At 38.2% G+C, this 20,301-nt stretch carries 17 protein-coding genes and 1 riboswitch; of the genes, 8 read left to right on the top strand and 9 right to left on the bottom strand.

What is annotated here, in order from left to right; translation table 11 throughout:
- Positions 1 to 90 precede the first annotated feature (90 nt).
- Positions 91 to 798, bottom strand: coding sequence for a purine-nucleoside phosphorylase (gene deoD, locus JF53_RS07310; RefSeq protein WP_047979652.1), 708 nt, complete (start codon positions 796 to 798; stop codon positions 91 to 93).
- Positions 799 to 1,012: 214 nt separating this feature from the next.
- Here deoD and JF53_RS07305 point away from each other — a divergent pair, with 214 nt between their 5' ends.
- Entirely contained in the window at positions 1,013 to 1,276 is a 264-nt protein-coding gene (locus tag JF53_RS07305; RefSeq protein ID WP_047979653.1) for a phosphocarrier protein HPr, read from the top strand.
- 42 nt (positions 1,277 to 1,318) lie between these two features.
- On the opposite strand, the gene kapB is transcribed toward JF53_RS07305, so the two are convergent.
- Positions 1,319 to 1,714 carry a sporulation phosphorelay system protein KapB gene (kapB, locus tag JF53_RS07300; RefSeq protein WP_047979654.1) on the bottom strand — a complete coding sequence of 132 codons (396 nt, stop codon included), beginning with the start codon at positions 1,712 to 1,714 and terminating at the stop codon, positions 1,319 to 1,321.
- 121 nt (positions 1,715 to 1,835) lie between these two features.
- Here kapB and JF53_RS07295 point away from each other — a divergent pair, with 121 nt between their 5' ends.
- On the top strand, positions 1,836 to 2,030 hold the full coding sequence (locus tag JF53_RS07295; RefSeq protein ID WP_047979655.1) for a hypothetical protein: 195 nt from the start codon (positions 1,836 to 1,838) through the stop codon (positions 2,028 to 2,030).
- A 94-nt stretch (positions 2,031 to 2,124) separates the two neighbouring features.
- Positions 2,125 to 2,703, top strand: a complete 579-nt coding sequence (locus JF53_RS07290) for a superoxide dismutase family protein (RefSeq protein ID WP_047979656.1) — start codon at positions 2,125 to 2,127, stop codon at positions 2,701 to 2,703.
- 85 nt (positions 2,704 to 2,788) lie between these two features.
- On the opposite strand, the gene JF53_RS07285 is transcribed toward JF53_RS07290, so the two are convergent.
- On the bottom strand, positions 2,789 to 3,952 hold the full coding sequence (locus JF53_RS07285) for a MalY/PatB family protein (RefSeq protein WP_047979657.1): 1,164 nt from the start codon (positions 3,950 to 3,952) through the stop codon (positions 2,789 to 2,791).
- Between the two features lie 252 nt (positions 3,953 to 4,204).
- Here JF53_RS07285 and JF53_RS07280 point away from each other — a divergent pair, with 252 nt between their 5' ends.
- The gene (locus JF53_RS07280) at positions 4,205 to 6,325 is read left to right on the top strand and encodes an RNA polymerase sigma factor (protein ID WP_047979658.1); all 2,121 of its coding nucleotides are present in this window, start codon (positions 4,205 to 4,207) and stop codon (positions 6,323 to 6,325) included.
- Positions 6,326 to 6,367: 42 nt separating this feature from the next.
- On the opposite strand, the gene JF53_RS07275 is transcribed toward JF53_RS07280, so the two are convergent.
- The 4 genes from JF53_RS07275 to JF53_RS07260 form a co-directional block, all read right to left on the bottom strand.
- Entirely contained in the window at positions 6,368 to 7,717 is a 1,350-nt protein-coding gene (locus JF53_RS07275) for a glucose-6-phosphate isomerase (RefSeq protein ID WP_047979659.1), read from the bottom strand.
- 164 nt (positions 7,718 to 7,881) lie between these two features.
- Positions 7,882 to 8,265 (bottom strand): S1 domain-containing post-transcriptional regulator GSP13, encoded by a 384-nt coding sequence (gene yugI / locus JF53_RS07270; protein ID WP_047979660.1) that lies wholly within the window; start codon positions 8,263 to 8,265, stop codon positions 7,882 to 7,884.
- Positions 8,266 to 8,346: 81 nt separating this feature from the next.
- Entirely contained in the window at positions 8,347 to 9,345 is a 999-nt protein-coding gene (locus JF53_RS07265; RefSeq protein ID WP_047979661.1) for a potassium channel family protein, read from the bottom strand.
- 178 nt (positions 9,346 to 9,523) lie between these two features.
- Entirely contained in the window at positions 9,524 to 10,078 is a 555-nt protein-coding gene (locus JF53_RS07260; RefSeq protein WP_047979662.1) for a thioredoxin family protein, read from the bottom strand.
- Positions 10,079 to 10,206: 128 nt separating this feature from the next.
- Between JF53_RS07260 and JF53_RS07255 the strand changes: the two genes are divergently transcribed.
- The 3 genes from JF53_RS07255 (at position 10,207) to JF53_RS07245 (ending at position 17,313) form a co-directional block, all read left to right on the top strand.
- On the top strand, positions 10,207 to 11,265 hold the full coding sequence (locus tag JF53_RS07255; protein ID WP_047979663.1) for a M20/M25/M40 family metallo-hydrolase: 1,059 nt from the start codon (positions 10,207 to 10,209) through the stop codon (positions 11,263 to 11,265).
- A 636-nt stretch (positions 11,266 to 11,901) separates the two neighbouring features.
- A complete protein-coding gene (locus JF53_RS07250; RefSeq protein WP_047979664.1) occupies positions 11,902 to 16,218 on the top strand; it encodes a S8 family serine peptidase in 4,317 nt (1,438 codons plus the stop codon).
- A gap of 206 nt (positions 16,219 to 16,424) precedes the next feature.
- Positions 16,425 to 16,567: riboswitch (FMN riboswitch) on the top strand.
- Between the two features lie 158 nt (positions 16,568 to 16,725).
- Complete coding sequence (locus JF53_RS07245) at positions 16,726 to 17,313, top strand: ECF transporter S component (protein WP_047979688.1); 588 nt, start codon at positions 16,726 to 16,728, stop codon at positions 17,311 to 17,313.
- Between the two features lie 33 nt (positions 17,314 to 17,346).
- On the opposite strand, the gene JF53_RS07240 is transcribed toward JF53_RS07245, so the two are convergent.
- Complete coding sequence (locus JF53_RS07240) at positions 17,347 to 17,733, bottom strand: PaaI family thioesterase (protein ID WP_047979665.1); 387 nt, start codon at positions 17,731 to 17,733, stop codon at positions 17,347 to 17,349.
- A gap of 37 nt (positions 17,734 to 17,770) precedes the next feature.
- Complete coding sequence (locus JF53_RS07235; protein WP_047979666.1) at positions 17,771 to 18,706, bottom strand: 1,4-dihydroxy-2-naphthoate polyprenyltransferase; 936 nt, start codon at positions 18,704 to 18,706, stop codon at positions 17,771 to 17,773.
- A gap of 210 nt (positions 18,707 to 18,916) precedes the next feature.
- Here JF53_RS07235 and JF53_RS07230 point away from each other — a divergent pair, with 210 nt between their 5' ends.
- Positions 18,917 to 20,299 (top strand): isochorismate synthase, encoded by a 1,383-nt coding sequence (locus JF53_RS07230; protein WP_047979667.1) that lies wholly within the window; start codon positions 18,917 to 18,919, stop codon positions 20,297 to 20,299.
- The last annotated feature ends 2 nt before the right edge of the window (positions 20,300 to 20,301 follow it).

Below are 20,301 nucleotides of genomic sequence, written 5' to 3'. Positions count from 1 at the left end.
GAAAAATAATTGTCAACCATAAGCAAGTTAAGGGTGACAATAAAAAAACCAACCCCACTAAATGGAGGCTGGTTTCACGCTTTTAATGGACTATTTAATTGCCGTTTCTAGAGCAATTTCCATCATTTCATTAAATGTTGTTTGTCTTTCTTCAGCAGTTGTTTCTTCTCCAGTGATAATATGGTCAGAAACGGTTAGAACGGACAGTGCCTGGCGATTCGATTTCGCTGCAAGTGTATATAATGCTGTCGTTTCCATCTCAATTGCTAGGACATTATATCTTGCTAATAATTCATTTATCTCAGCAGCATTTTCACGATAGAATGTATCACTAGTAAAGACATTCCCAACTCGTAAATTCATGCCTTTTGCAGTTCCTACTTCATAAGCTGTTCTTAGTAATTCAAAATCAGCTAGTGGTGCATAATCAATTCCATTAAAAATCATTCGATTTACTTGTGAATCAGTTGTTGATCCCTGTGCTAAAATAACATCTCTAACCTTTACATCTTTTTGGATGGCACCACAGGTTCCAACGCGTATTAATTTTTGTACGTCATAGCTTTGGATTAATTCATTTACATAAATAGAAATTGAGGGAACTCCCATTCCAGTACCTTGAACGGAAATGCGCTCACCCTTATAAGTCCCGGTAAATCCATACATACCACGTACCTGATTGTACTGTGTAACATTCTCTAAGAAGGTTTCGGCAATATATTTTGCTCGTAATGGATCCCCTGGTAGTAAAATTTTATCAGCAATTTCGCCTTGTTTTGCACCGATATGTACACTCATGTTTTTTTCCTCCTAAAACGCTTACTAGAAATAAAGTTATCACAACCATACACTAAAGACAAACAATAAAATTACACTTTTTAGTTTCATTACCAAAAGAAATTGTATATAATACAGGTAAGTTCAATTATTCACGATTTGATCACTGAATAATTGAGAGGAAAGTACATAAAATTTGTACAAGCGAATCTTACGTTGGAAGGATGAATAGTTTATGAAAGAACAAGCATTCAAGATTACTGCAGAAACAGGTGTGCATGCTCGCCCTGCAACACTATTAGTAAATAAAGCGGGTCAATATCAATCAGAAGTAGAAATGACATACAATGATAAAACCGTTAACTTAAAGTCTATTATGGGTGTTATGTCACTAGGTATTCCAAAAGGTGCGGAGATTACTGTAACAGCAACTGGAAGTGACGAAGAAGAAGCAATCCAAGGAATTGCAGACGTTATTAAAGAAAATTTAGGTGAGTAAGGCTAAGCCAGAGCATATGTCTCTGGCTTTATTTTTTTGATTTTAGTAATTGCGCCCAATATAATAGCTTTTTTCTACTGTTTCGAGTGCATGTAATGCCTGTGTATAATAGGCACCTTCTTTACGTTGTAATTGCTCGCGATATGTGGTGACAGCACGTTTTAATGACTCGCCATAGTCGGGAATAGCATCTTCTTCATAGGGTGTAACGATATCCTTTAACACATTAATTTTCTCATATTGTGCTAATGCTTTCCTTTCGTGAAAAAGGACTCCGTCAACCTGCTTGGGGTGATGCAAATCCCCTTGGATCGGATGTTTTTCAACTGCTAAGATTTTAACGAGAAATTTATCGCTTCGGTCTTCAATAATTTCCCCAATATAGATGCCAGATTTGTATGGTGTTTTCACAAGATTACCTATCGAAAAAAGATGCATAAGCCAACCCCCTCTTCTTCATTGTGCCAAATTTTTAACAAATTGGCGAACATTTAAATAGAACGGTTTAGTAATCCATTATAATTTGGTATACTTATTGGAAAGAAGGACGTGAAGAAATATGATGCCATTTTTGTATTTTCCAGAGGATAAATCAGAGTACATACCTGCAGCGATATCACTTACTATTTTTGTAATTGGAGCAGTTGTCGCATTATATGTATTTTATAAGCACTCCAAAAAACAAGAGAAAGAATTTGAACATCAATACCATGAGCAAATCAGTAAACAAGATCATAATCAGCCATTATCATAACGATACTTGCTTTTAGAGCAGGTATTTTTTTTTTGTTAATCAAACTGTTTTTGGCAAATACTATTCCTACAATGAGGATAGAGGAGTAGTGAAAATGCGATTAAGACTTGGATTCCTATTATCAATTGTTTTATTGGTATCCTGTCAAAGTACCGCTGAAACAACGAAAACGGTAGATATGTATAACACATCAGGCGATATGGTTGGAACCGCACGCCTTCTAGAGCAGCCAGATGGGGTCCAAATTAAATTGAAATTAGAAGGTCTAACACCTGGGTTCCATGGAGTACATGTTCATGAATATGCGAAATGTAAAGCACCAGATTTTAAAACTGCTGGGAATCATTTGGATCCAGAGGGAAAAGAACATGGTTTAATGCATCCTGATGGTGCTCACCTAGGAGATTTGCCTAATATCGAAGCAGATGCAGGTGGTCTAGTTGATGCAGAATTAATGCTTCCCGGTGCAACATTAAAAGAGGGGAAGATGTCCTTGCTCAGAGGAGAAGGAACCTCTTTGATCGTCGATGAGACACAAGATGATGGTGTTAGCCAGCCAAGTGGAAATACAGGTGCACGGATTTTGTGTGGTGAGATTAAATCCGGCAATAAATCAGAATCTACTGAATCACCAACAGACCCGACCGAATTTAATGAGAAACAGGAAGAATAAATAGCTGAGCTAGTCGTTAATTAATGCGTTCTTACGATAAGGATGGCAGGGACATAAGTAACTATTTATGTCCCAGTTCATCGCTTTAACTTTTCAAAGCATGGATAATACGACTTACACCTTCTTCTAAAGTAGTACGTGGACAAGCAATATTCATACGCATGAATTGCGCACCTTCTTCTCCATACTGAAATCCGCTATTTAATCCAACACGAGCTTCTTGAATGAAGAATTTGTTCAATTGTTTATGGTCTAGTTCGAGTGCGCTACAATCAATCCAAAATAAGTAGGTACCTTCAGAACGTACAACACGTAAATCAGTATTCGTTTCAAGTTGATCGATAACGTATTTCTTATGTTCCGCTAAAATAATACGAAGCTCGTCTAGCCATTCCTCTCCATGACGATAGGCTGCCTCCAAAGCAGTACTTCCCATCATGTTTAAGCCATGAAATCCTTGACTCGAAAATTGCTCGTCTAGTTTTTTTCGTAGGGCTTGATTTGATGTAACTACATATGAGGCTTGGAGTCCAGCTAAATTAAAAGTCTTTGATGGTGCCATACAGGTGATTGTTCGATCAGCAATTTCCTCTGATAACGATGCAAAAGGAATATACTGATAATCTGGAAAAGTAAGGTCACAGTGTATCTCATCCGAGAGAATGAGGACATCATATTCCAAGCATAGTTGTGCGATTTTTTCTAATTCTTCTTTTCTCCAAACCCGTCCGACAGGGTTATGGGGATTACATAAAATAAAAGCTTTTACACCTTGCTTGAATTTTTCCTCTAAGTCGTGAAAATCTATTGTGTAATAATCCCCATTATATACAAGGGGACTTCTAACTAACGTACGATTGTGTGCTTCTATGACATCGTAAAATGGTGTGTAAACAGGCGTCTGTAGTAATATTGAATCACCAGGTTCGGTTAGTGCTTGTATCGCCATATGTAAAGTTGTAACAACTCCAGGGCTAAAGCTGAGCCAATCTGCTTCTATTTGCCATTGATGTCGTCTCGAAATCCACTGTACAATGGAAGCTTTTACTTCAATGTCTAATACTGTATAGCCATAAATACCATGTTTCACGCGTTCTATTAATGCTTGATTAACTGCTTCAGGTGCCTGGAAGTCCATATCTGCAACCCACATTGGTAAGACATCCCCTGATTGAAATACGGTTTCTAACATATCCCATTTCACAGATCGTGTGTTTTTACGATCATGAACAACCTCAAATATTCCCATTATTCTCGCCTCCCGAATTTTCTATTATAGCCATTATAACGAAACCTAAGAAAATAAGCACAAAAAAAAGCAAAGCGTTTTAATACGCCTTGCCTACAGGGGGAATACGAGAAAGTCTTACGTTATTAGTTATACCCTGTTACAATAAATATAAACATACAAATTTAAAAAAATAGTGGCTTCTTGAAACCTTCACCAGGAGATAAACGTTACATAGAAAGGGCAGTCGTTGTCACAAAGGGGGATAATGTCTTGGATGAGGGACAGATTATTCAGTATATGAAAGTAGACAAACAAGAAGCATTAAAACAGCTTGTGGAGCATTACATATCGTATGTAGAACGCTATTTATTTCAGGTTGGTGTGGATCCTGATCAGATTGCAGACGCCGTAGAGGAAACGTATACGTACATTTATCGAAAATTTGATCGGTATCAGGATGGTACATTGTCAACATGGTTATACCAACTATTAATAAATACTGCGCGTGATTATGTTCGAAAGCAGAAAAAAGAGAAGAAATATATGACTATATCACGTGACGAACAGCTTTATGATCAATACGGGTATTACTTTGAAAAGCAGGAGCAAATCGTCATTCATACTAATATAAGTAAGCTTGATATGAAATATAGGATTCCATTAATCTTGTATTATTTTCATGGGAAAACGGAAGCGGAAATAGCGGTTATCTTAAAACTCAACACAGAAACATTAAACAAGGTAATGGAACGAGCGAGGAAATTATTCCAACAAAGTCTTGATAAAGTTTCTCTACATATTAGGGATGAGAATCACCTGGAAGAATTGCTACTCGATATGAATTATGAGTATGAGCGGCTACCCGATTTTGCTAACAAAGAAGAGGTTATTTTAAAAGCAGAACAGGCGATAAGTAACCAATCTTGGAAAAAATATATCCCACAGGTAGCGGTTGTGGTAAGTTTGCTATTGTTTTCAGTCATTGCTTTGCATTATTTAGAGAATCAGAAACAACAAGCTATAAGTGAAACAGAGAATTCATCTGTTCAGCAAGATGAAGAAACGATTGAAATCGTGGAAGAACCGAAAGAACTGGATCCAGAGATTGTTGCACATTTCGAATTAGCAAAGGAAGAATTCGCAAACGAACTAGGGCTAGAGGATGTTAGTAATTTTCCTACTATCATTCAAATTGAGTCTATGTTTGAGGAAATGCTAGGATACAGCGATTCATTTTTAAGTGATGTAACAGAAGCAAAGAATTATATCGATACGTTACTAATGTTACCGTCCCAACGTATTCGAGAGCTAGATTCAACAAATCCAGAGAAAAATTATGAAGTAGTGGAACTGATTAACATTCTATCAATGTATGAAAGTTATTTACAACAATATATAGATCAAGTTGTTGGGCAACTTCCAGTTGAAAAATATGATACGGTGATTCAGTATCAGGACAATGTTGAAAATTATAAGGGATCAGAAGAAATTAAACAAGCTCTGCGGATATTGAATGAGCAAGGGTATACACTAGCAGAGGATTCGCAATATAAACAATTACTAGTAAAAGTGGATTATGATGCTCTTAAACCAGTATTTGAACAGGCGGGGTATGGCGAAGGATATTTGGCATATGTTGATTATTTCTCGAATCAAGCAACATTGAATTGGGACGATTGGCAGTACAATGGTGAACTTCTATTAGAAGTGGAAAGCCTGTTAAAAAATTATGGAGATACGTATACAGAGTATTTTCGTGAAAGGTTATATTGGGACGTAATTAGACATCTCGAGAGCTATTTACAATTACATGACGAAAATAACCAAGTTAGTGAAAGCAATAGAGAAGTGTATTTCCAGTTTCTTGAGGATCATAAAGATTCTATCCTTTGGGAGCCGATTAATAGTACTTTACGAGAATGGGAAGAAAATAATTGGGTTAAAGCTACGGCTATTAATAGAAATTTTTTAAACAGTGATGTTGTTAAAATTCTATTTGATAATAGATTCGAAAATGTAAAATATGAAGATATATACACATTAGAGGGTTGGCCGTATAAACCGGGAATGGGGGCTGTTTACAAAGACTATAGCAACACTTTAGATACAACTATTCTAAATGAACTGGATCCACTTGATATAGTATCCTTATTTGCATATGCATACGTAAAAGAGGACACGAAAACGTATAGCTTATTATTACTTGATCCGGAATCATCCATCAAGGAAAATCTTACGATAGATTGGTCATACTACCGAGGCGGTAATTATGCTCTGACAGAATATCCAACAGAAACTACAGCCATTGTATCTATTGTCAGTAGGGACCTTACTATACATACCAAGGTACAACTTCAAAAGGTAAATGGAATATGGAAAATCCAAAATTAAAAAGAAGACAGTTCACGTCAGGGTGAGCTGTCTTCTTCCTTATTACTTCAATCGTTTTTCTAATTCTTCCTTCTCTTTCTCAAATCCAGGCTTACCTAATAAGGCAAACATGTTTTTCTTATAAGCTTCTACACCCGGCTGGTTAAACGGATTAACACCTAATAAATATCCACTTAGAGCACATGCTTTTTCAAAGAAATAGACCATGTATCCAAACGTATAGGCATCTAGTGCAGGTATATCGATGATTAGATTCGGTACGCCACCATCGGTATGGGCTAATAAGGTACCTTGATATGCTTTATCATTGATTTCATGAATTGTTTTCCCTGCTAAGTAATTAAGTCCATCTGAATCCTTTTCCTCAGCTTCTAAGGTTACATTATGTTTCGATTGATTCACATGAATGACGGTTTCGAATAAATCACGACGTCCTTCTTGTATATACTGACCTAATGAATGGAGGTCCGTTGAGAAGTTAGCAGAAGTAGGGAAAATCCCTTTTTGATCCTTCCCTTCACTTTCTCCGTAAAGCTGTTTCCACCACTCGGAAAAGTATTGTAAACCCGGCTCGTAATTAACGAGCATCTCAATCGTTTTTCCTTTGTTATATAAGACATTACGAGTGACTGCATACTGGTAGGCGATATTTTTGTCTAAAGAAGATTCATTTAAATCTTTCATTGCAGCTTGAGCACCTTGCATGATGTCATCAATTGAAACGCTACTAACTGCAATCGGTAATAAGCCAACTGCGGTTAAGACAGAGAAACGCCCACCGACATCATCTGGGATAACGAATGTTTCATATCCTTCTTCGTCAGCTACTCCTTTAAGTGCGCCTCTTGCTTTATCAGTTGTCGCATAAATACGAGATTTTGCTTCTTCCTTGCCATATTTTTCTTCTAAGTGTTTCTTGAAAATACGGAAGGCGATAGCTGGCTCTGTCGTTGTACCACTTTTAGAAATAATATTAATGGAAAAGTCTTTTCCGTCCAGTACATCCATTAATTCCTGCATATAGGTAGAACTCATATGATGCCCAACAAAAATCACTTGTGGAGCATTCCGTTGTTCCTTGGAAAGTAGGTTTTGGAATGAGTGGTTTAGCATTTCGATTGCTGCTTTAGCACCTAAATACGATCCACCAATCCCGATGACAAGTAGGATATCAGAGTCCTGTTTAATCTTCTCTGCTGCAGCTTTTATTCGGCTATACTCTTTTTGATCATAGTTTTGTGGTAGATCAACCCAACCTAAAAAGTCATTTCCTGCGCCTGTTTTATTATGTATTGCGTCATGTGCAACCGTTACATAGCTAGCTAAATTATCTAATTCGGCATTATTAAAAAAATCTAATGCGTTTTGATACGAAAATTGGATATGTGTCATGTTGTCCTCCTTGTGCTACGGTTTCTATTTGTACAGTCTTACTTTACCCGATGCAACGTAATGAAATCAAGAACGAGATTATTTTAGAAAAGAAAAAGGCTTCTCCCATCAATATTACATTCTTGGTAATGTTGATAGGGGAAACCTCTAATAGGAATTAAAAATTAGTTTTTAAATGATCCACGATCTTCTGATTGCTCAATCCACTCTTCAAGTTTTTCTTTAAGTGTATTGAATCCAGAAGTATTTTCTTCTAGTTTTACAGCTTTCTTAGGTTGTCTTGGTTTTGCTTGTTTTTGTGGTGTTTCTTCTGTAGCACGGATAGAAAGAGAAATTTTATTCTTTTCTTCATCAATGCTTAGTATTTTAACGGATACTTCATCACCTACTGTTAGGTGCTCATTTATATCCTTCACATAACCATGAGTAACTTCTGAAATGTGAACTAATCCTTGTACTTCATCATTAAGTGCAACAAATGCACCATATGGTTGTATACCTGTAACTTTACCTGTTAATACTTGACCAGTTTCAAACTTGTCTGTCATGCTGAACATCTCCTATACCTTCGTTTCTTGTCACGCAAGTAATTATTCTACCATACAATTTGGCATGAGGCAAAAATATACTTAATCCCAAGAGATTAATGTAAGTACGATATCTTCTGGTTGAAGGATGGTTTCTTTATCGGGATTGAGTATCCATTTTTCGTCACGTATGATACCAATCAATAAGTGATTTGTTTTCTGAAGTGCGTATAAAACTTCTATAAAAGGTTGATAATGATAAGCTTCTGGAAGTTTATATTGCCGAAATTGTTGACTAGCTAGTAATTGTAAGACAGATTCAAATGGTCTTGATTTGTTTTTAAATATCTCGTGATAGAGTAGTGAACTCATAAAATCATTGGGTCTAAGGATTGTTGTTGCGCCAGCTCGAATAGCATTGTCGATTTGATTAGTTGACAGGATTTCAACGATAATTGGAATTCGCTTATTATTCCCTCTAATGGCAACTGTAGTCAGAATGGAATGATTATCGGCCTGTTTTTCGTCTCGCTCATTATCAGCGGTAATTATTACTTTGCTTGCTTCTTGGATATTAGCCATTTGTAAATAATAATCATCTGTTGGATCACCATGAATAAAGTGGATTTTGTACAGCTGATAAGATAGATAGGAAAGGGATTGGTCGATGAGTACGATTTCTGTCTTCGGACTATGCTGGATAGTTCGATCAATTAATATTTTTGTTCGTTCATTCCACCCAACTAAAATAATATGGTGATTTCCTTTATAAGCGACTTTTCCATCAGATAGGTTTCGTTCATGTTGTACGATGGAAGCTGCAAATACGGTGATATAGAAGGTAATTAATCCTCCACCAGTCAGTATTAGCAGTATAGCAATAATCCTACCTAATCTTGTTAAAGGGATATAATCGCCATATCCAACGGTCGAACCTGTCACAAATGCCCACCAAATTCCGTCAAAAATTGTTGGGAATGTTTGTGGTTCGATGAGATGAATTGTTACACCAAATAAGAGCATGGCGAGAAGAAGTGTAAGGATTATCCGGATAAGTCTTGGTAAACGAAAATAGACGTGCTTAAATAGTTCAAGATTCATGTACTCACCCAATAGTTGACGTCGTGTATTTGTAGTATGTACCATTTTTACGACGATATAAAAAGGATGCGACATAAGTATTTATGATTAGACAAAAGAAGAACATTGCACATACCCGCTTTGGGAATCGTGCAATGTTCTTCTTTTATCAGTTAATGTATGTCTCGTCAACATTCATTTAGCTTTTTAATAGGGTTTGTTTAATACTGGTATATACTTGATCCCAGAGTGCTGTATTGGTTGTAAAGGTTTTCGTCATCGTTGTGATCATTTCTTGAAATTTTTCCTGATAGTCTTCTGCTTCTTTAGCTGGCAAATCGGCACGAATCTCGTCTACAAATTGTTGAACTGTTTCTGCACGTGGTCCCCATTTTGCCACTTCATTTCCTGCTTGGTCAATGAAGATGAAAATTGGAATCGAGCGAGAGGTCCCATTGGTTAAATACTGATCCATTAGTTCTAAATTTTGATCGCGTAGCAACATTCGCACGTCAATTGCTGCATGTTCAGCAATTTTAAGGAGGATGGGGATGTTCATCATAGCATCTCCACACCAATCTTCTGTCAGTACAATTGCCCGGAGTTTCTTTTCTTTTACATTCTGGAAGAATTCCGTATCCTCTGGCACAGAAAAGTTATTATAAATATGATTCAGATTGTCTTTATGTGTTTCCATTGCATTTACATAGTCCTCGGAAGGGATTGCTTTGTCAAACCAATTTTCAAGTGTCATTTCAAATTCCTCCTTTTTATGCTTAGTGTAAAGAATCAATTGTTTTTGGTAAATAAATGTGCTTACGAAAATGTAATTTGATATGATAATTAGTAGAAAATACTAAATAGAAAAAGGAGCTAGCCATTTTGGATAAGACAAATCGAGAATTTTTATTAACCTTACTTAAGACACCATCGCCATCAAGTGATGAAGTGATGATTCAAAAGAAAATGCTTGCCTATTATCAAGCCTTTGCAGATGAGGTGCGAACAGATAATGCTGGGAATGTTATCGGAGTATTAAATCCTGAAGCTCCATTTAAAGTGTTATTAGCAGGTCATTGTGATGAGATAGCGCTAGTCATTAATCGTATTGATGAAAATGGTTTTTTGCATTTTGATAAAATGGGTGGCATAAATCCAAAGGCAGCTGTTGGAATGAAGACAGAAGTATTGGGTTATGGAAAAACCGTCACAGGAGTCATTGGTGTTAATGCGCAGCATCATGGTGGTTTAAAGGGAGACTTTGATTTAGAGGAATTATTTATTGATTGTGGGTTTAAGTCAAAGGAAGAAGCTCAGAAGTATGTGCAAATTGGAGATTTAGTTGTATACCAGACAGAACCGGAAATTTTGATGGACAGGTATATTTCAGGACGTGGTTTAGATAATAGAACTGGAGCATTTATTGTTGCTGAAGTGCTTCGCCAATTAAAAAAACGAGGCTGTCAGGTTGGGGTGTACGCTGCAAGTACCGTAAATGAAGAGACCAACATGGGTGGCGCTTATTTTGCTGCGGCTGGGATTGAACCGACAATGGCAATTGCTTGTGATGTGACGTTTGCAACGGATTATCCAGGTGTCAATAAAAATAAGTATGGTGATATTCGCCTTGAAAATGGCCCTGTATTAGCAAAAGGTGCACCGATTAATCGAAAAATTAATCAATTATTGGAGAAAGTAGCGAAGAAATTACATATCAACGTCCAGTACGAATTAACACCACGTTCAACTGGAACAGATGCAGATAAGATGCGTTATACTGGTCGCGGAGTGCCTATTTCTTTAGTTTCACTTCCGCTTCGATATATGCACTCACCAGTTGAAACAGTAAGCCTCGCCGATATCGATCAAGAAATTGAACTATTGGTTACGATGATTGCAAATTTAACAGGTGAAGAGAGTTTAAATCCGTTAGAGGATTAAAAAGCTCGGAGCAACCCCAAAGCCGCTCAAAGGTTTTGGGGTTTTTTGTCGAAAAATGACATCATTTGCTGCGTGATTAGCAGTAAAGATTACAGCCGTTAAACACGTGATGCGTGAAAAATAAGGAAATTGGTCACTGGTTGTACCAACTAAATATAGGGATTTAAGGGGATAAAGGACAACCTTTTGCATTATTTTTAACGAAACTAACAATCTATTACGTAAACTAGTATAACTTTGCTAGTTTTTAAAAACGCTACATAGTGCTATTGATTTATTTTTCTTTCCTCTTTTAGTAAAGAGAAAGTTCCACTTGACGGATAATCAGGTATTCTGTGGAAATTTCATGAATATGGGCAATTTAATACTTTCTTTATGCCTACTGCGAAAAGGTAGGAACTAGTCCAAAGTAATTATTTTTAAATATTCATATTTTTGATACCTTATTTCGACACCATCTCGCCATTCTATCTTCTATAGTTAATATAGCAACTAGATTCCTCCAAAGTTAATATAACAACTAGATTCCTCCAAAAAGCGACCATCCAGATTTATACAGCTTTGCAATCTTTCTAGAAAAGGGGGATAGAAGAGTAGTACGTAATACATCTCAAAAATATGGTGGGAGGATTGAAAATGAATCGAAAAAGACGCAACAAAGTCAGATCGTTTAGTATCGTTGCGATCGTGTTAATGCTATTTAGCCTAATAACACCGATGATGGCAACCGCTGAATCTCTTTCTGGTTCCAATGTGAGCTTAAATGGTTCTGCAAAGGCATCGACTAACGCAGCGAAATTAACAGAACGAGTAGCAAGTGACTTCGAGAAAAACGATAAGGCTACTTTTATTATTAAGTTTTCGGAAAAAGCGGATGTAATGAAAGCTGCAAATAAAGCGAAGGCGAATGCTAAAAAGGCTAATCTTTCGGCATTTAATGCTGAGTTTGCACAGCGTTCAGCAGTAATTTCTGAATTGAAAACTACTGCTAGCGAATCACAAAAAAATGTCATGGCATTTCTGGAAGAAGAGGCAGCTAAAGGGAATGTCGAAAACATTGATCCATTATATATTGTTAATGGTATTGGTGTAACCGCAACAAAAGATGTGGCGGAAAAGTTAACTAGCTTTCCAGAAGTAGAAAAGCTACTTAAAAACGAAACAAGAAAATTATTTGAAGTAGAAGTTGATGAGAAAGCGAAAGCAACAGATTCCGAGATTGCTAATGTCGAGTGGAACATTGACAGAGTTGGTGCTCCACAAGTATGGAACATGGGATTTGATGGATCTGGAATCGTTGTAGGAAGTCTTGATACTGGTGCTGATTGGGATCACCCAGCATTGAAAGAAAAGTATCGCGGTTATAATGCTGCAACTGGTGAAGTAGACCATACGTATAGCTTCTATGATGCTGTTGCTGGTCAAACAGAGTCATATGACGATCATGGCCACGGGACACACGTAACCGGCACAATGGTAGGTAGTGAGCCAGATGGTTCCAACCAAATCGGTGTGGCTCCAGGTGCTAAATTTATTGCAGCTAAAATATTTGACGCTAGTGGTAGTGGCGCAGATTTACCAATCCTGAATGCTGGTGAGTGGATGCTAGCTCCAGGTGGAGATGTTTCTATGGCGCCAGATGTGGTTAATAACTCTTGGGGAGGCGGCCCTGGTCTTGATGAATGGTACCGAGATGTTGTCATCGCTTGGCGTGCTGCTGGAATTTTCCCAGAGTTTTCAGCTGGTAATACAGATTTATTTAATCCTGGTGGTCCTGGTTCAGTTGCGGTACCAGCAAACTATCCAGAATCCTTTGCAACAGGTGCAACGGATATAAATAATAATTTAGCTAGCTTCTCATTAGAAGGCCCATCTCCATATGGAGAAATCAAACCAGAGGTCTCTGCTCCAGGGGTGAATATTCGTTCTTCTGTTCCTGGTGGTAGCTATGAGGGTGGTTGGAATGGTACATCAATGGCAGGTCCTGCAGTATCTGGTGTTGTAGCACTATTGCTACAAGCTAATGCAGGGTTATCTATTGATGATATTGAACAAATTTTAACAGATACGGCAATACCATTAACCGATAGTGAATATCCAGAATCACCAAATAATGGTTTTGGATGGGGTCTAGTTAATGCATATGACGCCGTTTCTTCCGTTGTAAATGGTCTTGGTACGATTCAAGGTCAAGTAACAATGGACGGGGAAGATACAGAAGCACCTACTATCGAACATAGTGGTCCTTCCGAAACATTTGCTGGAATGGACTTAGATTTGGTGGCAACTGTATCAGATAATATTGGGGTCGTTTCAGTAGAGCTAAGCTATCAAAGCAACGATGGCGAGTGGCAAACTGTTGAGGCTGCACAAGAATCTGGTGACTATAAGTCTGGTGAATTTGCTGCCACTATTCCTGGAGAGGAATTAGAAGTTGGCACATTAAATTATAAATTTACCGTGACTGATTTTGGTAATAACCCAGTAGAGAGTGATGAATTCTCAATCCCTGTAAATGCGGGTATTACTACAGGCTACTTCCAAGATTTCGAATCCTCACCAGCAGGTTGGACTTCTTCTGGTGCAGGTGATGAATGGGAGTGGGGCGAGCCTGTATCTGGCCCTGGGGAAGCATTCTCAGGTGCAAAAGCTTATGGTACAGATTTAGATAACACATATGAAAACAATGCAAATGCAACGTTAGTTATGCCGCCAGTTGATCTTCCAGAAGGTCCTGCTTTCTTACAGTTCCAGCAATGGCATAACCTAGAAATGTATAGTTCAGGAACTGCATATGACTTTGGTTATGTGGTTATCTCAACAGACGGTGAGAACTGGACGGAATTAGTAGAATACAGTGGTGACACAGCTGGCTGGGAAAGTGCTGAGGTAGATCTATCTGAATATAGTGGTCAACGTGTCTATATCGGATTTAAACTTACTTCAGACTTTACGGTAGTACGTGAAGGATGGTTTATTGACGATGTTGCTTTATCAGATACATCGTTAGCATTAGCAAAAGATAAAGGAAAAGAAATTACGCAAGAAAACAACTTAAAAGCAAAAGAATCTGCGAAGAAGCTTTCACTAGCTAAAGGAGCTGCTTCTAAAGAGAAGGCTGAAGTGGAAAAGGTGGAAAAAGTTAGTCCAATGGCGTTACCACTTGCAGCACAAGTAAGTGTTCTAGAAAGTGGTCGCTCCGTACAAACCAATCCAGCTGATGGTTCGTATTCGTTAACACATCCTGCTGGTGAATTTACTGTAGTAGCAGAAACTTACGGATTCCGTTCACAGGAACAATCTGTAAATCTTGAAGCTGATGCAAGTGTTACAGCTAACTTCAATTTAGAGGAGTTACCACAAGCAACTGTGACAGGTACTGTTACTAGCCAAAAGTCGGGTAATCCGATTGAAGGTGCTACGGTGCTATTGGTGGAAGATGCCAATGTAGAGCCAGTTGTAACAGATGAAAATGGTAATTACTCGCTTACTGCATATGAGGGAACATATACCCTTAAAGTAGTAGCAAGAGATTATCATGGACAGGAAATAGAAGTAACATTTGATTCCGATAAGGAACTAAATGTTGAGCTTGAACCATATTTCACATATCCTGGTGGAGAAATTGGTTATGATGATGGTACAGCTGAAAATGCACGAGCATTCTATGATGCAGGTAATGGTTGGGCTGTGAAAATGTCCTTGCCAGAAGGTCAAGAGAGTGCACTGGTTACAGACGGTGTATTCCAATTCCATGGTACTGATTGGCCACTTCCGGGTGGAACAAACTTTGCTGTTGAAGTTTGGGATGCTTCAGGTCCAGATGGAACTCCTGGTGAAAAATTAGCCGGACCTATTAATGCTGAAGCAATCAGAAGTCTAGATGAATGGACCGTAGTCGACTTACGTGAGGAAAATATCCAAGTAGATGGCGACTTCTATATGGTTTATATTCAAACAGATCCAAATCCAAATTCACCAGGATTAGCAACTGATGAAAGTAGCACAAATGCAGGAAGAAGCTATCAATTAGTTGGTGGTGCATGGAGTGCTTCACCTGCAATTGAAGGTAACTACATGATTCGAGCACGAATTGCTTATCCGGTAGAAACACCTGAAATCACTTCACCAACAGATGGTTTATTTACAAATGAAGCAAGTGTAACGGTAGAAGGAAATGCATCTCCTACAACTACTGTTAAGCTATCCAATAACGGTGAAGAAGTCGGAAGTGCTGAGGTTAGTGAAGATGGTACCTTCGCAATTGACACAGAACTGTCAGAGGGTGAAAACGTCTTTACTGCTGCATCATTTGCAAATGGTGAGGAAGCTACCGTATCAGAGGCAGTAACTGTGACATTAGATACAGCTGCACCAGAATTATCGATTGATAGTCCAGCAGATGGTGACAAGACGAATCGTGAAACAGTTACGGTTGAAGGTACAGTTGATGATGCAAACCTAGATTTTGTCAAAGTAAATGGACAACTAGCAACCGTTGAGGATGGAAGCTATTCGAAACGTATTCTACTTGATGAAGGTGAAAATACGATTGAAGTAGAAGCATCTGACTTAGCTGGTAATACAACGACTCAATCTGTAACCTTGCTAGCTGACTATACAGCACCAGAAATTGAAAATCTAACACCAGCAGAGGATCATACGTTACAAGCTGGTGAAACGGTTAAGATTGAGTTTGATAGTGAGGCTGATCTAAGGGCAACCTTCGTCATCCATATGCCACTAACAAATCTTGGTGACCGTGTTACTGTTCAAAATGCAACTGAGTTACCATTAATGGAAACTTCAGATGGCCATTATGTCGGTTACTGGACAGCACCAAGCAATCTAAAAGCAGATGGAGCTGTCATCGAGGTGAAAGTCAGAGATGACTTCGGTAACGAAACCCGTGAACAAGCAGAAGGTAAACTTTACATTAATGTGAGTGAGTAAACCGAACGCTTTTGAGAGGGAATATAGTATTCAATCTAAAAGTTTTGGGAAAAGGTGTAGGAGCTTCGGCTTCTGCACCTTTTTTGATTGAAGACGATCAATATGGTTAAACCACTACGCAATTTACTCACCAAAAATTTAAAGTGCAAATCCCTTTTCAAACCGATATACGCTATGTATAATAATTAGTGACAATAAAATATCGATTCCATCTTCGGGGCAGGGTGCAATTCCCGACCGACGGTAATGAACGAAGGTTCAAAGTCCGTGAACTGTTTGATCAATTCAAACGGTTGACCTGGTGTGAGTCCAGGACCGACAGTTAAAGTCTGGATGGGAGAAGATGTCGAGCTAATTTATTGGTGTATTTGAATACGCCTTTATTTCCTATGAATGATAACCCTAAAGCCCCGATTAGGTCGCGCTTTAGGGTTTTTAAATTTGTGGGAATAGCTCTCCTTCATCACAAGATGTGAATCGATAATTAGATGAAGGAGGAGAACGATGATGCAAAGAACAAACAAGCAATCATCAAATTTAACAAGACTGATCATTTTAGCTTTACTGGGGGCAATTTCATTATTGCTATTCTTTATTAATTTCCCCTTACCACTTTTGCCGAGCTATTTAAAAATTGATTTTAGTGATGTGCCTGCCATTATGGCATCGCTAATCTTTTCACCATTAGCTGGTTTAATCGTAGTTGCGATTAAAAATGTATTATATTTAGCAATCGGTGGAGGCGAAATCGTTGGGGTAACTGCTAACTTTTTAGCAGGGGCACTGTTTGTACTACCAGTGGGAATACTTTATCATCGCTATCACAAAGGTGTAAAAAGTATTGTATCAGGTCTTGTAACGGGAACGATTATTATGGCAGTAGGTATGGGTGTATTTAATTATTTCGTGTTACTACCGGTATATGCTGTTATGATGGGCTGGGGAGATATGACTTCCGCTGCCAAGATTGGAACAGTTCTAGTTGGAATTTTGCCATTCAATGTCATAAAAGGTATTATCGTCGGGTTATTATTCATACCGATCTTTATAAAATTACGTCGTTGGATTGAACAACAACAAACAAAATTTATATAATACGAAAAAAGCTAATCCTCATTGAAAAAAGGATTAGCTTTTTTTCGGTACAATACCGATGGTACATCGTGATATACAAAGTAGGTTTTCTTCTTCATCACGAATGTTCACTTCCCAAACCATAGTTGTTTTCCCGATATGGATTGGTTCTGCTTTTGCGGTTACCATGCCATCGCGCTTGCTTTTGACATGATTGGCATTGATTTCAATCCCGAATACATGATACTGGTTGAGATCCACATGTAGACATGCTCCGATACTTGCAGCAGACTCAGCGAGTGCCACATTAGCCCCGCCATGTAAAAATCCTAATGGCTGATGAGTACGGCTATCTACTGGCATCGTCATTTCAACAAGATTTTTTTCTAATGACACTACCTCAATGCCAAGTGACTCCATTAATGTATTCTTAAATTCCATCTAATTCCCCTCCAACTAATTGGTTTTTTAGCCTATCTTAGATGAAATAATGAAGCAGTAAAGAAATTCCTAATAGAATGCCATAAATCGTATTCGTTTTACCAGTTAATTTCATTGCTGGCATCATTTCAAGAGGTTGTGTTTTGCCTTTGAAATTTTTAATGACTTTAATTGCAGGTATCACCGCAAGAAGTGTAATAAGCGACCATAGTGGTAATAGACCAATTACGGTATAAATTAACGTAAGGCCGAAAGCAATAATAAACAGAATAGCTAAAAAACGAATCGCATATGGTCTACCTAAAAGAATTGCAAGTGTTTTTCGACCACTTGCTTTATCGCCATCTAAGTCGCGAATATTGTTTGCAAGCATAATACATGCAATGAAAATCGCTACTGGTATGGAAATAATTATAACATTAGCTGTGATCATTAATGTCTGGACATAATAACTAATTCCAATTATCACAGTACCCATCAGTAATCCTGAAAATACTTCTCCAAGTGGTGTTGTGGAGATTGGTAGTGGACCACCGGTATAGAAGTAGCCAAACAGCATACAAACAAGTCCTATAACGGCAATTAACCAGCTAGACATAATACAAATGTAGACACCCAATAAAAGAGCGACAGCATAAAACACAAGTGCAAGTGTAAGTACTGTTTTTGGTTTAATTCCATCACGTACGATTGTACCACCAATGCCGACTGATTCCTCTGTATCGACCCCTCTAACGAAATCATAGTATTCATTAAACATATTGGTAGCTGATTGGATTAGCATGGATGCAATAAGCATTGCTAGAAAAACTACTATATGAAATGATTCATTGTTCAATGCTATCATCGTTCCAACAAAGACAGGAACAAAGGATGCTGTTAGCGTATGTGGGCGAAGTAGTCGCCACCATATTTGGAAGCCTTCTCGTTCGTTTAATGCTTGCTTAATTGAATCTTTATTCGTTGTTCCCATATGTGTTATCCCCTCTAAAGTTCTCAGTGTTTATCCTATTTAAGTTTAGGCAAAAAGGATTGGGGTGTCAATGAAGGAGCAAGTTTTTTGCGGGAAGAAGATTTCTGCTTGTGATTAGATTTCAGTGGTAAATGGTGGATTCCTTGAGAAACTAGTAAAAAGGGAATAGAATATAATGGAGTTAGTTTGTACGTAACGGAGGTTTTCCTAATGGTTAAGGTGAAAGAGGAATCACTAGAAGTAACACTAATAAAAGCTATTCAAAGTCTTAAATCCTCTGAAACAAGACTTGTTAGTTATACGAAAGAAATAGATACGATTGATCCAATCGAATTGTTTAAAGCGGGGGAACAGCTAAGAACGAATCGTGCATTTTGGAAGAGTTCCCTTGATGATTTTACCTTAGTTGGATTTGGAACAGTCTTTTCATTAGTGTCTGAGAAGGCGGCTGCCAAACAGCTAGAAGCAAAATGGAATGACGTCTTACGGAACGCATTTATTTATAACCCTTATCAAACACCGGGTACAGGAATAAATGCAATAGGTGGCATGGCATTTGATCCGTTACAAAAGCAGTCGGACTTATGGAGGCACTTTGCAACGAGTGAACTTCGAATACCAGAATTCACGCTAATAAAGGATAAAGGTAGTTGTTATGTAACCATTACGACGCTGGTATCGAGCGAGGATAACCCTTCTGAAATATATAATCAACTGAAGCGTAAAGAGGAAATGTTGTATACGCAACAGAATGTAAATGAAGTATCGTTACATATTGAAGAACGGGAAGCGATTCAACCAGAGGAATGGAAGCGCACTGTTCAGAAAGCAACCAGTTATATTACAGAGGGACATGCAAAGAAAATTGTCCTTGCGCGGGAATTACGATTAACACTCTCTAATGAGGCAGATATCGCAGCAGTGTTAGAGGGATTAGTGGAGACACAATCAACTAGCTATATATTTGCATTCGAACAAGGAAATGACTGCTTCATTGGTGCTTCGCCGGAACGGCTTGTCAAAGTGGAACAGAATCAGCTATTATCCACCTGTCTTGCTGGGACTGCTCCTAGGGGCCAATCAACTGAAGAGGATGAAAAAATCGGATATGCGTTGTTGCACGATGAGAAGAACTTACAGGAGCATGATTTTGTTGTACAAATGATAAAAACTTCTATAGCGAAGTTTTGTGACACGATTCAAGTGCCAGATAAGCCTGTCTTATACAAATTACGTAACCTCCAGCATTTGTATACACCTGTACGAGGAGGATTTAAAGCAGGCTCCAGTATTTTTAATGTGGTGGAAGCATTACATCCAACACCTGCCCTTGGAGGCGAACCAAGAGAGGCAGCACTGGCTTTTATACGTGAAGAAGAATTACTAGAAAGAGGCTGGTATGGTGCACCGATTGGCTGGATAGACAGTAATCAAAATGGTGAATTTGCAGTTGCTATCCGCTCTGGTTTAATACAGGGAAATCAGGCATCCTTGTTCGCAGGATGCGGAGTGGTAGCAGATTCGGATCCAGAAGCGGAATTTGAAGAAACAAGTATTAAGTTTTTACCGATGTTAACAGTACTAGGGGGATAACC

This window comes from Ornithinibacillus contaminans (genome assembly GCF_001038425.2).
In the GTDB taxonomy this organism is placed as follows: Bacteria; Bacillota; Bacilli; order Bacillales; family Amphibacillaceae; genus Ornithinibacillus; species Ornithinibacillus contaminans.
Note: the sequence above shows the minus strand (reverse complement) of the source record. Positions and strands in the feature narration are given on the sequence as shown.